Source organism: Psychrobacter muriicola 2pS (assembly GCF_904846535.1).
Taxonomy (GTDB): domain Bacteria; phylum Pseudomonadota; class Gammaproteobacteria; order Pseudomonadales; family Moraxellaceae; genus Psychrobacter; species Psychrobacter aquimaris.
Genome location: NZ_CAJHBC010000002.1, coordinates 382709 through 397138, shown reverse-complemented (window position 1 = coordinate 397138; position 14430 = coordinate 382709). Strand labels below are relative to the sequence as shown.

The 14430-nt window shown below is 44.8% G+C and carries 13 protein-coding genes; 8 read left to right on the top strand and 5 right to left on the bottom strand.

All coding sequences use genetic code 11. The features are described 5' to 3' along the window. Positions 1–37: 37 nt before the first annotated feature. The 5 genes from JMX93_RS04105 to mtgA form a co-directional block, all read right to left on the bottom strand. Positions 38–430 carry a hypothetical protein gene (locus JMX93_RS04105; RefSeq protein ID WP_499203939.1) on the bottom strand — a complete coding sequence of 131 codons (393 nt, stop codon included), beginning with the start codon at positions 428–430 and terminating at the stop codon, positions 38–40. A gap of 109 nt (positions 431–539) precedes the next feature. After that, complete coding sequence (locus JMX93_RS04100; protein ID WP_443215729.1) at positions 540–791, bottom strand: hypothetical protein; 252 nt, start codon at positions 789–791, stop codon at positions 540–542. A 57-nt stretch (positions 792–848) separates the two neighbouring features. Then, positions 849–1019, bottom strand: a complete 171-nt coding sequence (locus JMX93_RS04095) for a hypothetical protein (RefSeq protein WP_443215728.1) — start codon at positions 1017–1019, stop codon at positions 849–851. A gap of 358 nt (positions 1020–1377) precedes the next feature. Further along, positions 1378–3588 (bottom strand): polyphosphate kinase 1, encoded by a 2211-nt coding sequence (gene ppk1 / locus JMX93_RS04090; protein ID WP_499203938.1) that lies wholly within the window; start codon positions 3586–3588, stop codon positions 1378–1380. Positions 3589–3773: 185 nt separating this feature from the next. Further along, complete coding sequence (mtgA, locus tag JMX93_RS04085) at positions 3774–4460, bottom strand: monofunctional biosynthetic peptidoglycan transglycosylase (protein WP_443558346.1); 687 nt, start codon at positions 4458–4460, stop codon at positions 3774–3776. A gap of 227 nt (positions 4461–4687) precedes the next feature. On the opposite strand from mtgA, the gene JMX93_RS04080 reads away from it, so the two are divergent. The 8 genes from JMX93_RS04080 to JMX93_RS04045 all read left to right on the top strand — a co-directional run bounded on the left by JMX93_RS04080 (position 4688) and on the right by JMX93_RS04045 (position 14398). Beyond that, positions 4688–4996: a glutaredoxin family protein gene (locus JMX93_RS04080; RefSeq protein ID WP_499203937.1), complete on the top strand. Its 309-nt coding sequence runs from the start codon at positions 4688–4690 to the stop codon at positions 4994–4996. 197 nt (positions 4997–5193) lie between these two features. After that, complete coding sequence (locus tag JMX93_RS04075; RefSeq protein ID WP_499203936.1) at positions 5194–6672, top strand: FAD-linked oxidase C-terminal domain-containing protein; 1479 nt, start codon at positions 5194–5196, stop codon at positions 6670–6672. After that, positions 6669–7727, top strand: a complete 1059-nt coding sequence (gene glcE / locus JMX93_RS04070; protein WP_499203935.1) for a glycolate oxidase subunit GlcE — start codon at positions 6669–6671, stop codon at positions 7725–7727. Before JMX93_RS04075 ends, glcE begins: the two co-directional genes overlap by 4 nt. Positions 7728–7753: 26 nt before the next feature. After that, positions 7754–8965 carry a glycolate oxidase subunit GlcF gene (glcF, locus tag JMX93_RS04065; RefSeq protein ID WP_499203934.1) on the top strand — a complete coding sequence of 404 codons (1212 nt, stop codon included), beginning with the start codon at positions 7754–7756 and terminating at the stop codon, positions 8963–8965. Positions 8966–9209: 244 nt separating this feature from the next. Continuing rightward, entirely contained in the window at positions 9210–10967 is a 1758-nt protein-coding gene (locus tag JMX93_RS04060; protein ID WP_499203933.1) for an L-lactate permease, read from the top strand. Between the two features lie 202 nt (positions 10968–11169). After that, complete coding sequence (locus tag JMX93_RS04055; RefSeq protein ID WP_499203932.1) at positions 11170–12357, top strand: alpha-hydroxy acid oxidase; 1188 nt, start codon at positions 11170–11172, stop codon at positions 12355–12357. A 128-nt stretch (positions 12358–12485) separates the two neighbouring features. Next, on the top strand, positions 12486–13463 hold the full coding sequence (locus tag JMX93_RS04050) for a rhomboid family intramembrane serine protease (RefSeq protein ID WP_499203931.1): 978 nt from the start codon (positions 12486–12488) through the stop codon (positions 13461–13463). A 122-nt stretch (positions 13464–13585) separates the two neighbouring features. Beyond that, entirely contained in the window at positions 13586–14398 is an 813-nt protein-coding gene (locus JMX93_RS04045; protein ID WP_499203930.1) for a MipA/OmpV family protein, read from the top strand. Positions 14399–14430 lie beyond the last annotated feature (32 nt).

Genomic DNA, 14430 nt, shown 5'->3' with positions numbered 1-14430 from the left:
TAAAATTTATATTTAATCAATTTTTTATAAAAAGTTATTAGTCTTTTTCGTCAGGATTTAATACCCGTGTTTGGGCATTATCGACGTTTGCATAACGATTCATATTGGTAATACCTTCGCTTTTGGACGTCTCGCTAACCATCGTATGCTCATTTACGCCATCATCAAAGGCATTACCTTCTTGGTCTCGACGATCAGGCTGACGTGCTGGATTATCATTATCGTTCACATGCTCTGAATTGACGACGCCTTCTTCAAAGGTATCTGTTCCTTTGTTTTCAGTGATCTTCTTTTCAATACCACTATCAACCTCACTATGCTCATGAGAGAGATCGTTACTGGGAAAATTATCATCCGAATCGCGGCTATTAAGAAGGTTTTCAGTTTCACTGATTTGTATCTTGGTGAGTGCTGGATCATTGGTTTGCATGGCTATATCCTTATTATTCATGTTTTAGCAACTGCTTAGTTTTTTGACAGCGGTTTAGCAGATTATTAATCTGACTGAATATCCAACCTAGGCATCAATCAATTTAATGCTATTCATTGTCTTCTTGGCTCAAATCATAGGCATTCAAATCTGCAACGTTCTTGCCACCAGCTGGTAGATTCTCTTCTTTACGAGGATCGACATATATCTCGTCAGTTTCTTGCGACTCTTGTTGTGGACCATCGATATTAGGTTCGTGCTTACGACCTTCGTAACTGTCTTTTGTATGATCTGGATGTAATGCTGGCTTATCATTGACCTGTAATTTTTGTTCATTATTCAATTCGTTGGTGGCAGTCATAGCGCATCCCTCACGTCAGTATGTAAAATATGTTCATTCAAGCATTTATGTGGCATGCTATTTATCTGTACGCAAATCATTTTCAATAAAAGAGGTCTGCTCGTCTTTACTTAATGCTTCAGGCGCATCGACCACTTTATTATCTTGAAGGTTTTGCGCAATTTTTTGACTATCTGCGTGTTCAGCAGCTTTTTTGATATCTGATGTGTCATTATTGGTATTGCTCATGATTGCTTCCTATTTTTATAATTCGTTGATTTAGACAGTTTCTACTTTTTATAGTAATGCTATCAATTGTGCTTAAATTACTAGAATGCTGTCTTTTTATTAAACGATGAAATCAGTTGACCAATAGCATTGGGGCTGACCTTGATTATAGGGATGAGATAAAGGGCTGCACCAGTGTGCTGCCGTATCAATATGTGAATAAATGTGAGGTTACAAGACAGTTTGTAACTTATGCAGAACGTTTGCCCAAATAAAAACCCAAGCGTAGAGAGTCATCTACGCTTGGGTTTTTATTACTTGGTTTTTATGGATCATGCAGACGCCTTTACCGCTATAAAAACGTCGTTAAAATATTGAGCTAGACTGATGCTCCAACGCCGTTAATCACTTTTAATAAATACTCTTGGGCGATATGCGGCGTTTCACCTGCAGCTGGTTGTAGCTGTTGCCAAACACCATCACCATTAAGTTTCCACGCTTGGGTATTGTCTTTCAGGTAATTAAGTAAACCGTCTTGATATACCTGTTCAAACAGTTTTTTATCTTCGATTGGAAACGCCACTTCGACACGATGGAATAAATTACGATCCATCCAGTCTGCACTACCACAATATAAACGTTCGTCGCCATTATTATAGAAATAATAAACACGGGTATGCTCTAAAAAACGCCCGATAACAGATCGTACGGTAATATTTTCTGACAGACCTTTTACTTGCGGACGCAAACAACACATAGAGCGTAAAATGAGTTCTATTTTGACGCCTGCTTGCGAGGCATCATATAACTTGCCAATCAATCGACGTTCGGTTAAGGCATTAACCTTAACGATAATATGGGCGCGCTTGCCTGCTTTTGCATGAGCAATCTCATCATCGATAAAGCGCATCAACTTCTCATGCAAGGTAAAAGGTGCATGCAGTAGCTTTTTGAGATTGGCAGGCTTACCCATCCCCGTCAGCTCTTGAAAGATATTATGTACATCCTCTGAGATATCAGGATCTGCGCTAAATAAACCATAGTCAGTATAAACTTTGGCGTTGGCAGCATGATAGTTACCCGTACCTAAATGCACATAGCGGCGGATTCTATCATCCTCACGGCGCACAATGAGCATCAGCTTGGCGTGGGTTTTATAGCCAACAATCCCGTAAACAACGACCGCACCCGCTTCTTGCAAATAATTGGCGACGGCGATATTAGAGGCTTCATCGAAACGCGCACGCAGCTCGATAACGGCCGTGACTTCTTTACCATTACGAGCAGCAGCAGCCAGTGCTTTAACGATTTCGGAATTGGTACCTGAGCGGTACAATGTCTGCTTAATCGCTAACACTTTTGGATCGCTCGCCGCTTGCCAAAGCAGATTAATAATCGGTGAAAATGCATGAAAAGGATGGTGCACCAGCACATCACTTTTACGCATGGCGGCAAACATACTGGTGGCTTTGTCCAGCTTATCCATCTCGCGGCGGAACTCTTTTGGCACCACATGGGTAAAAGGCTGATAACGCAGTGCTGGAATATTAAAATCGAATAATAAACGCGTTAAGTTGACAGGACCATTGACGCGGTACAACTGATTGTCGTGCAGCTCAAACTCATTGAGCAAATAGTCACTGATAGGCGTTGGACAGTCGGTGGTGACTTCAAGACGCACCTTATCACCGAAGCGGCGGTTTTCTAGCTCGCCCTCCAGAGCCTTAGCAATATCTTCAACATCATCAGCCAAATCTAAATCCGCATTGCGCGTCAGTCTAAACTGATGGCAGCCTGTCACATTCATCCCAGGGAATAGCTCACCGATATGCTCATGAATAATAGCTGAGAGCATGACGTGATGTTCTTTGCCACCTGTTAGCTCATCAGGCAGACGAATCACGCGCGGCAAACTGCGCGGTGCGGGCACAATCGCTAAATTGATATCACGACCAAAGGCATCTTTACCTTCTAAAGTAGCGATAAAGTTTAAGCTCTTATTGACCAAACGCGGAAATGGATGCGCCGGATCGATGCTAATCGGTGTCAACACTGGCGATACTTGCTCAGTGAAGTAGCGCTTCATCCATGCCGACTGCTCAGCATTTAACTCATCGCGTTTTAGATAACGGATATCCTCAAGCGCCAGTGCTGGCAAGATATCTTCATTGAGAATACGATACTGCTCAGCGATGGCATCGTGCGTTATTGTAGATATCTCATTGAGCACTTCACTGGGACGCATGCCATGAGCACTGGTCGAGACATCACCAATATTGAGCTTTTGCATAATGCCTGCGACACGGATCTCAAAAAATTCATCGATATTTGATGAAAAGATAATCAAGAAAAATAAGCGCTCAAGTAGCGGATGACGAGGGCTTGCCGCCTGCGCTAAGACACGCAAATGAAACTGCAATAAAGACAAGTCGCGATTGATATAACTGCTGGGTGAATAGCTGCCGTCTTCTGAACGTTGCCATGCAACCTGAGTTAAATTGTCATTGCTACTCTCTGTATGGCTTTTATTATCAACTGCTGTCACCGTATTATTGATATCAGTGTCCTGCTTATTATTCACATCCGTCACGTCACTACTCCTTTGCCTTATCGATACGCCATCATCTTCAATACCAATTGTCTTTTATAATCGCTTGTCCACTAAAAAATGTATCACGCTTCTTTCTTCACCCATTACTACTATTCGAAACTATCACTTGAAACTACCACTCAAAAACATGGCTCTATTTTTTACAAATTGGTAGGTGCAATCTATTAAGCCGACTGTGGCAACACCGCATTGTTCATGCGCTTTTTGATAATACGTTGCTTATTGCGTAAGCGTCTATCACCCTGATTGTCTTCGTAATATTTTGGATTGGTCAACATAGCAATAAGTAAGGCTGATTCATCACGATTCAGCTTGGCCGCAGACTTATCAAAGTAGTGTTGAGCTGCCGCTTCGATGCCATAAATACCATTGCCAAACTCTGCCACATTGAGGTAAGCGGTCAAGATACGTTGCTTGTCCCATAATGTTTCAATCATGACAGTGATAATCGCTTCCTCAATTTTACGAACATACGAGCGATGCGAGGTCAAAAATAAGTTTTTTGCTAGCTGCTGGGTAATCGTCGAGCCACCAGCTGACATCTTACCGGTCTCTTCATTTTTCTTACGTGCCGCCTCGATGCCTTTGAAATCAAAACCATTGTGCTGACTAAACGTCGAATCCTCACTCACTATCGCGGCTTGTTTGGCAGATTTTGCGATGGCATCATATTCAGCCCAAGTCTGGGTGACAGTACCGCCGGTCAAACGATGAGTCAGCATAAACATGCTGTTATTAATCGGCTGCGTTTTCCAAATTAATAGTAGCCCAGCGACTAACACATGAAATGCGACGACCAACAGCATGATTGCCATCAATAGACGTTTGAAAAATTTGCCAAAACTTGCCATGCGCGATATCCAAGTGAGTGAAAAGGTAATAAGATAAGATGAGGTGAAGAGTCAGTAATTAAAAACAGCATGTCATCTTACCTAATCTCACAATCGCTGTCATTATTTACCCTACTTCTTTATCATGTCATAGAGTTTAAGTGAAAAAGGTCAGGCAGTATTCATACTGCTAGTCGAAGCCTTAAAAACCATCACTTTGCGACACGTATTAAGACAAGAGAATAAATATGTACGATGATGATAATATAAAAGTGTTACGGGAACGTATGGTTGCCGCAAATCCCAATCTAGGGGATGCTGAAAATAGCGATAAATGGTGGCTACTTGGGACGTCTGGCTGTCATTTATGTGACATCGCAGCGCAACTGCTGACTCAGTTTCAAGCCGTACAGCCGATTGCTTATAAACAGGTCGATATCGCTAATTTCGACGAAACACTGATGATGGAATTTGCCACCACTATTCCGGTGATTTTGACACCATCAAAACGATTAAACTATCCATTTTCAGTCATGGATTTACAGCGTTTATTGTAACTCTGCCAACGCTGCTCGCTTATTCAACACAGCCGTGAACAAGCTTTATTCCTTCTAATTCAAAACATTACCCATCACTTTATTCGGTTTTAGCCAATATATTGATAGCTAATCTTTCCCTTTTTATTATAAGCTTAAGGTCGTCTGTATAATAATGCAGTGAGTGTCGACAATTTAGTGAGCAAAGGAATGCCACCATGAATCAGAGCTTAAGACCTGACAAAGCTACTCTAGTAGAGTTGTTTCGCGATTTTATTGAGCCTCAATACGTGATCAATGATGAGGAGACTCAAAAGCCTTTTGAGTGTGATGGTTTATCGGTGTATTGCGATATGCCGTTCATTACGGTGCTCCCAAAAACCGTTGAGCAGGTTTGCGAGGTAATGCGAATCTGTTATCGCTATCAAATCCCTGTAGTGGCACGTGGTGCCGGTACTGGTTTGTGTGCAGGCGCGATGCCCAATCCTGATGGCATCTTATTAGTGTTGTCGCGATTTAAACATATCCTTGATATTGATCCGCTTGCCCGTAGCGCGCGTTTGCAGCCAGGTGTCCGTAACCTTGCTATTAGTGAAGCGGCAAGTCAATACGGCTTGTACTATGGCCCAGACCCTTCTTCACAGATTGCGTGCTCCATCGGTGGCAACGTCGCCGAAAACTCAGGCGGCGTCCATTGTCTCAAATATGGTCTTACTACTCATAACTTATTAAAAGTTGAAATGGTCACAGTCGAAGGAGATCTCATTACTATTGGTAGTGAAGGTCTTGATAGCAACGGCTTTGATTTGATGGCTCTGATTACCGGCTCTGAGGGTCTACTTGGGGTGATTACTGAAGTGACGGTCAAGCTGCTACCTAGCCCTGAAAAGGCTCAGGTCATTATGGCCGCTTTTGATAACGTTCAGACAGCAGGGGACGCGGTTGGTGGCGTGATTGCCAAAGGTATTATTCCAGCCGGACTTGAGATGATGGACAGCCCCGCCATTATAGCCGCCGAAGCATTTGCTCATGCAGGCTACCCAACTGATGCCCAAGCTTTGCTGCTGTGTGAGTTAGATGGTAGTGAGGCGGAAGTTCAAGAGCAGATTGCAGAGGTTGAGCAGCTGTTTATCGAGCTTGGCGCAACCACAACACGTGTCTCGCAAAGTGAGGCGGAACGCACCTTATTGTGGAAAGGTCGAAAATCGGCGTTCCCCGCTGTCGGACGAATATCCCCTGACTACTACTGCATGGATGGCACCATTCCGCGTAGCCAACTTGCCCACGTCCTAACAGAAATGCAAAAACTCTCAGATCAATACGGTCTACGCGTCGCCAACGTGTTTCATGCTGGGGACGGCAATTTGCACCCGCTTATCTTATTCGATGCCAATGTACCAGGAGAGCTTGAGCGCACTGAAGAGTTTGGCAGCCGTATTTTAGAACTTTGCGTCAAAGTGGGCGGCTGCATAACTGGTGAGCATGGGGTTGGGGTCGAAAAAATCCGCCAAATGACGATTCAGTTTAACGATCAAGAGCTGACACAATTTCATGCAATCAAGCACGCCTTTGACCCAATTGGTACGTTAAATCCGGGTAAAGGTATTCCCGTGCTCAAGCGTTGTCAAGAGTACCGTACCCTTAACAGACCGCAACACAGCCATGATTCTCAACCACAGCAAGGAGATCTGGTATGACAGACATCAGTCAAGAGCTGATTGCGCGGGTAAGACAAGCCAGCCATGACGGCACAGCACTACAAATCATGGGCGGGGGCAGCAAGCAGTTTATGGGACGTGAGCCAATAGGCGAACCCATCAATCTTAGCGAGCACAAAGGCATTCTCAGTTATGAGCCGATCGAATTGGTGCTGACTGCCCGTGCTGGAACCCCAATTAATGAGATTAGCAACGCCTTGGCCGAACATAATCAGTGCTTAGCATTTGAGCCACCGACATTTAACGGGCAAGCAACCTTGGGCGGCACAATGGCGTGCCACTTATCAGGCCCAGCAAGACCTTGGAGCGGCTCAATAAGAGACCATGTTTTAGGCATTCGTCTCATTAATGGCCTCGCAGAAGAGCTGCTCTTTGGCGGTCAGGTGATGAAAAACGTCGCTGGTTATGATGTCTCACGGATGCAAGCAGGTGCTATGGGCACTTTGGGTATTATTACTGAAGTCAGTCTAAAAGTCATGCCTAAACCTGCCACCACTGTTACTATCAAGCAGGAGATGGATGCTGCAACGGCAATTGATACCATGAATCGTCTCTCAGGACAATCCAAACCCTTGACGGGGGCTTGCTGGTTTGACAATCATTTGTATTTGCGCTTGGCAGGCGCACGAAGTGCTGTAGAGAGTACCGTCAAACAGTGGCAAGGCGCGGCATTAGAAGATACAGATGCGTTTTGGTCCACGCTTCGTGAGCAGCAATTGGATTATTTCTTAGACGCGTCCTCATTGTGGCGATTTTCTGTAAAAAGTAGCGCCGCGCACATGCTACCAGATGAAGATTGGCTGATTGATTGGGGAGGTGCGCAGCGCTGGCTTCGTGGCGACTTTACCGCGGACAAATTAGAAGCGCTCGCTGAGGCCGCAGGCGGTCAGGTTAGCCTTTATCGCGGTGGTGACAGGAGTCAGGAAGTCTTTCATACTCAGTCTGAGGCGCTCCAAAAGCTCCATCAGCGCCTCAAACACGCCTTCGATCCGAATTGTGTTTTCAATCCCAATCGTTTATATAGCTGGATGTAAATTGGCTCGATGACAAGGAAGTCATAATGCGAACTCAAATCAATGTAAAATATTTGGATCATCCAGATATTCAAGAAGCCGACGATATTTTGCGCACTTGCGTTCACTGTGGATTCTGTAATGCCACATGTCCCACGTATCAAGAGCTTGGCGATGAGCGTGACGGCCCTCGCGGTCGTATTTACTTATTAAAACAAATGCTTGAAACCGGTGATGTCAGCGAAAAATCCCAACTTCATTTAGACCGCTGTTTGACTTGTCGTAGCTGCGAGACCACTTGCCCTTCTGGGGTTAAATATGGCCGCTTGGCTGAAATCGGCCGCGATATTATGGAAGAACAGATATCGCGACCTGCCGATCAAAGACTCAAACGTTGGCTTATCAGAAAGATATTACCCTATCCGTACCGATTTGGGTTTCTTTTACGACTCGGGCAACTGTTTCGCTCCTTTTTGCCACACGACTTAAAAGCCCAAGTTCCTGTTAAGCAAATCACCCGTCCGCGACCCTCACAGCAACACTCGCGTCAGATGCTGGTGCTAGAGGGCTGCGCCCAACCTTCTGCTACCCCCAACACCAACAATGCCGCCGCCCGAGTACTTGATAAACTAGGCATCAGTTTAATCGCTGCGCCAGATGCTGGATGTTGCGGCGCTGTGAGCTATCACCTACCATCTCATGAAGAAGGGCTTGCGTTCATGCGGCGCAATATCGATGCGTGGTGGCCATATATCGACGCTGGGGCTGAAGCCATTGTCATCAGTGCCTCAGGCTGCGGCTCGATGGTTAAAGAGTACGGCGAAAAACTCAAACATGACGATGCTTATGCGGCTAAAGCCAAGAGCATCAGTGCGCTGACCCGAGACCTAAGCGAGATTTTAATCAAAGAGGATTTGGAGAATTTGGTAGTAAAACAGACGAGTCGCAAGACCGCTGTCCACTGCCCATGCTCGCTACAACATGCTCAACAGTTAGGCGGTTACGTTGAGCAAATATTACAACGCGCTGGGGTTGAGCTCTCTAAAACCCAAAACGGACATTTATGCTGCGGCTCTGCTGGCACCTACTCACTCCTTCAACCTAAGCTGAGCCAGCAACTACTCACAAATAAAATCATCGACCTTACCATCGATAACCCAGATCAGATTGTGACGGCCAACGTCGGATGCCAATTGCATCTAGGCAGTCATGCGTCCGTTCCAGTCAAGCACTGGATCGAATTGTTAGATCCACAATAAAACCAACTATGATGAGTTTATTCGATTATAAATGACAATCATAATCAACTCTTAGCTACTTTAACAAAAGATACAAGGCATCAGCTAATTTCTAAAATAGGTTTTTTACCGCCATTTGGATGACGCCCGCATTACCAAGAAAACTACGGGCTTCTTTTGGCTTAATACTGATAAAGAAAAGAGAAGTATCCTTTAATGATATTTCAAAGATAACTTCAACTACATATACCAAGGATGGTTCATTATGTACACTTTTTTGGCCTTAGCGCCTATTCTAGTAGTCCTAGTTTTGCTTGTAATGTTGCGGCTTCCTGCCAAGATTTCTATGGGCGTTGCATATTTAGTAACTGCGCTATTAGCATTGTTCGTTTGGCAAGCCAGTGGTGCCCAAGTCGCAGCCGCTACCGTAAACGGTATCATCGTCGCACTCACGCTTTTATTTATTGTATTTGCGGCTATTTTATTGCTCAATACTTTAAAGGAAGGCGGTGCTATTGTCGCTATCCGTAAAGGCTTTATGGATATATCACCCGATAGACGCATTCAAGTCATCATTGTGGCCTGGTTATTCTGCTCGATGGTAGAAGGCTCATCAGGATTTGGTACGCCTTCTGCTATCGGTGCACCGTTGTTGCTCGCTTTAGGTTTCCCAGCGATGGCCTCGGTCATGGCTGTGTTAATTATTCAGTCGACGCCCGTATCATTTGGTGCCGTTGGTACCCCAGTATTACTGGGCGTTTGGACCGGTATCAATGATAAGGAAGACATAACCCAAGCGATTGCGCCGCTCTCAACTGAAAACTATCTATTACAAATTGCAGGTAACATCGGTCTGATACATGCACTGGTGGGTTTTTTAATTCCGTTACTTTTGAGTGGGTTTTTGACCCGATTCTTCGGGAAAAATCGTTCCTTCGTTGAAGGGCTCAAAGTATGGCCTTTTGCGATATTTGCCGGTCTCAGCTTTACCATTCCTTATTTTTTAGTCGCTAAATATCTAGGTCCTGAATTCCCATCCTTGGTTGGCGGTTTTATTGGTCTCATGATTGTGCTTCCTGCAGCAAAGCGCGGCTTTTTAATGCCTAAAGAGATTTTCGATTTTGCACCACGTGCTAAATGGGATAAAGACTGGCTTGGCTCATTACCTGAAGAAAAGTTTGATGATTCCATTGCACCAAGATTTTCTCTAGTTCGGGCATTTTCTCCTTATCTCATCGTTATTGGCCTATTAATCATCACTCGAGTCATTGCACCGCTTAAAGCATTCTTGACTGGAGATTTGACCACTATAGAATTTACCAATCTTTTTGGTACAACTATTTCAAGTAAAGTACAACTTGCCTACTCTCCAGGCACTATTCTAATTATTGCTTCCTTAATCTGTATCTTGTTGTTCAAAATGAATGGACAAGCTGTAAAACGTAGTTGGAGTAGTTCTGCAACAACCATGGTAGCCGCTGCCCCAGCCCTACTGTTTTCGGTACCTATGGTACAAGTGTTCATCAACTCTGGGTCAGCTGCTGAAGTCGCGAATTCGCTACCTGCTATGCCCATCTTACTGGCTGAAAGTGCCGCAGAGGCCTTTCAAAACGCATGGCCACTCGTGTCTCCTTGGATTGGCGCGATGGGAGCGTTCATTGCAGGCTCAAATACCGTCAGTAATATGATGTTCTCTTACTTTCAGTGGTCAACCGCCAGTCAAATTGGCTTTGATACCAACCTTGCTGCACAAGTAGTAGCACTACAAGCGGTCGGCGGTGCAGCTGGTAATATGATTGCGGTACATAACGTCGTTGCTGCTTGCGCGGTGGTTGGTCTGATGGATAAAGAAGGCTATGTTATTCGCAAAACCTTAGTAGCAATGACATACTATGTTATTCAGGCAGGACTAATCGGTATGGGTATTATTTTCGGTCATATGTGGTGGTGGATTTTGGCTATTATTTGGCCAATCGCATTTTTTGGAATTATGGCAATAACGAGTAAAAAAGCCGTTACTTAGCATGAGCCAGCTATACTAGTGAACTAGTTTAACCCTATGCATCCACAATAATGACTCAAATTGACGCTATTATATTAATTGTGATAGCGTCAGTTTTATTTCACGGTTAAGATAGTATCCTTCAATAACCAACGACAGAACATTAATGACAACAACATCATAATTAATGAACGGTTACCAAATAAGCATCAGGGAAGACCTCATGAAAAATTTGAGCAAAATTACTGAAATTGAAGACCTGCGCCGCGTCGCCGAACGTAAAGTACCGCGTATGTTTTATGATTATGTCGATTCAGGCTCATGGACTGAGACAACTTATCGTAGCAATGAAACCGACTTTGACCGTATCAAATTACGCCAGCGCGTATTGGTAGATATGGACAATCGCAGTCTGGCAACCCAGATGATTGGTGAAGAGGTAAAAATGCCCGTCGCCATCGCGCCCACTGGCTTTACCGGCATGATGTGGGCGGACGGCGAGATTCATGCCGCGCGGGCAGCAGAAAAATTCGGCGTGCCGTTTTCGTTATCGACCATGAGTATCTGCTCTATCGAAGATATCGCCACCCATACCAGCAAGCCCTTTTGGTTTCAGCTATATGTGATGCGCGATCATGACTATGTGGCCAATTTGATTCAGCGGGCAAAAGAGGCCAATTGTTCGGCATTGATCCTCACCGCGGATTTACAAGTGCTGGGACAGCGCCATAAGGACATCAAAAACGGCTTGTCTGCACCGCCTAAACCTACACTTGCCAATATCGTCAACTTGATGACCAAACCCCAATGGTGCCTAAATATGCTCGGCACCAAGAGACGCACGTTTGGTAATATCGTCGGTCATGCAAAAGGGGTCGAGGACTTGTCCTCACTGACCGCTTGGACGGAGGAGCAGTTTGATCCGCGCTTGAGCTGGGATGACGTGGCACGTATCAAAGATATGTGGGGCGGCAAATTAATTATTAAAGGTATCATGGAACCTGAAGATGCCATTATGGCTGCTCGTAGCGGCGCCGATGCGCTGGTCGTCTCAAACCACGGTGGTCGTCAATTAGATGGTGCCCTCTCTTCCATCTCGGCGCTATCCGACATCGTACAAGCGGTGCATGCTGAAAATAGCGACATCGAGGTGTGGTTAGACAGCGGCATTCGCTCCGGTCAGGATGTGCTAAAAGCCATTGCGCTTGGCGCGAAAGGCACGATGATTGGTCGCTCCTTTCTGTATGGATTGGGCGCTTATGGCGAAGATGGCGTACGCCGTGCGCTAGAAATCATCCATAAAGAATGTGACATATCCATGGCGTTCTGTGGTCATACCGATATCAATAATGTCACCACTGATATCTTGGTGAAAGGGACTTACGAAAACCTCAAAGTTACCAATCGTTAAAAATGTCGTTAAAACTATCCACTATTCAGAGCACTACTCCTTAAATCATAATGTCATGCAGATGTATGACATTATTTGACCATACCCTTTATACTCTATTTATAATATTCTAATGATATCTCGCCTTTATGACCATTCAACAATTATTAAAAACAGCCCCTGTCACTACTTTGCTATTAATCAGCTTTATTGGGTTATTCATCATGCAGGTACTGACAGGCGTCGATGCCAATAACCCATCGACTGAGGCACTCTTAAAATGGGGTGCCAATGCATTGCCGTTTACCATGGGTGATGAGCCGTGGCGCTTGGTCAGCAGTGCCTTTTTACACATTGGCTTGATGCATTTATTGTTTAATGGATTTGCCATGTATTTCTTTGGGCAAATTGCTGAGCCGATGTTTGGCTCAGCCAAGTTTTTGGCATTGTTTTTACTAGCGGCGATCGGGGGCAACTTACTGAATAACTATGTCACGTGGCACAGTATTTTAGAAGGAACTGGTCAACCGGGTCTATCGGCTGGGGCGTCAGGTGGCATCATGGGTATCGGCGCGGCATTATTAATAGCAGCGCTGTTTAAAATATCGGTCAATGGGATGGTACTCAATCTTAAAAGCTTGATATTTATCATGGGCATCAACCTTGTTTATGGTTTCGCCGTACCGGGTATCGATAATGCAGGGCATATCGGCGGCGCGGTGACTGGCTTAGTGATTGCACTGGCGTTCGCAGTCGCCTACCGTCAGCGTATGACAATAGCGTTACAGAATATGCCTAACCCAGCTACTTATAAAGACCGCTATCAGACAACTTATATCAATTTTCCAGCAAGCAGCGATACTGATTCTTCTGCTAATAATGAGCACTTTAATAATGATGTCGGTTTTGACAATAACAGCAGTCTCCACCCCGACTCTGCTGTAAACTCACACGTCAATACTCATGCTAATCACAGCCACCTTAGTGAACAAAAAACACCGACTAAATCTATCCTTATTTGGCAATTACTACCATGGCTAGTGATGCTGCTGATTAGTATTGGCTTTGTCTGGTGGTGGCAAGATATTCATGATCAAATACTACAAGTATTAAAAACCATTGAGTAAACCTTCATAGTTATTTATCATTGCTAAACAGTTCATGATAACAACTTATTGGCTTGGTTTTCCCTACTCGCTTCTTGCGATACAATTGCCCCAACTATTTCATCCATTCACGAGACACTATTATGTTTAAACCTGTAGCGCTACCTCATATTCCTACGCGCGCCATGCTTAGCGCATTAACGGCTACTGCGCTATTTAGCATCACCAGTATGTCCAATGCTGCACTTTTTAAGGACAATTTACCTACTGACCAAGACGCCGTATTAAGCGTAGGCGTCAACGTCATAGCCGTCAACTCAGCCTACGATATGGAAGATAGCCTCGATGTACGTGTGTTGCCAGGCGCGTTTTATGACAACAATAGAGTCTATGTGCGCGGCGCTCAAGCGGGTGTCTACGCGATCAATGATGGGGTCAATCAGTTGTCTGCCTATGCCAAGCTTGCAGGCAGCGAGTTTGATCCTGATGATGCCAATGGCGCACTTCAAGGTCTTGATGAACGTAAGCCATCAGCAGAAGCTGGTTTGAGCTATCAACGCCGCACCCCTATCGGCGGCTTTCGCGCTCAGATAGGTACTGACGTGCTTGACCGTAGCGGTGGTAACACAGCTCGCTTGACGTATCTTGCTAGAATTACTAAGGATAAGCTAACGGTCTATCCAAGCATTGGCTTTGAATATAATGATGCTGACTACAATGAATACTATTATGGCGTCAGTGAAAAAGAGTCAGCGGAGACAGGCGTTGCCGCTTATAAATCTAATTCGAGCTTGAACCCTTACGTTAACATTAGTGCCAACTATGATTTCAATGAGCGCTGGGCATTGTTTGCCAATCAAAGCGTGAGTTATGTACCAAATGAGCAATACGATAGCCCAATGGTCGACTCACGTACTGAGTCAACCTCGACGCTTGGTTTGCTGTATAAGTTCTAATTGAGCTTGGATTTTGGTTAATAAAAAGACCT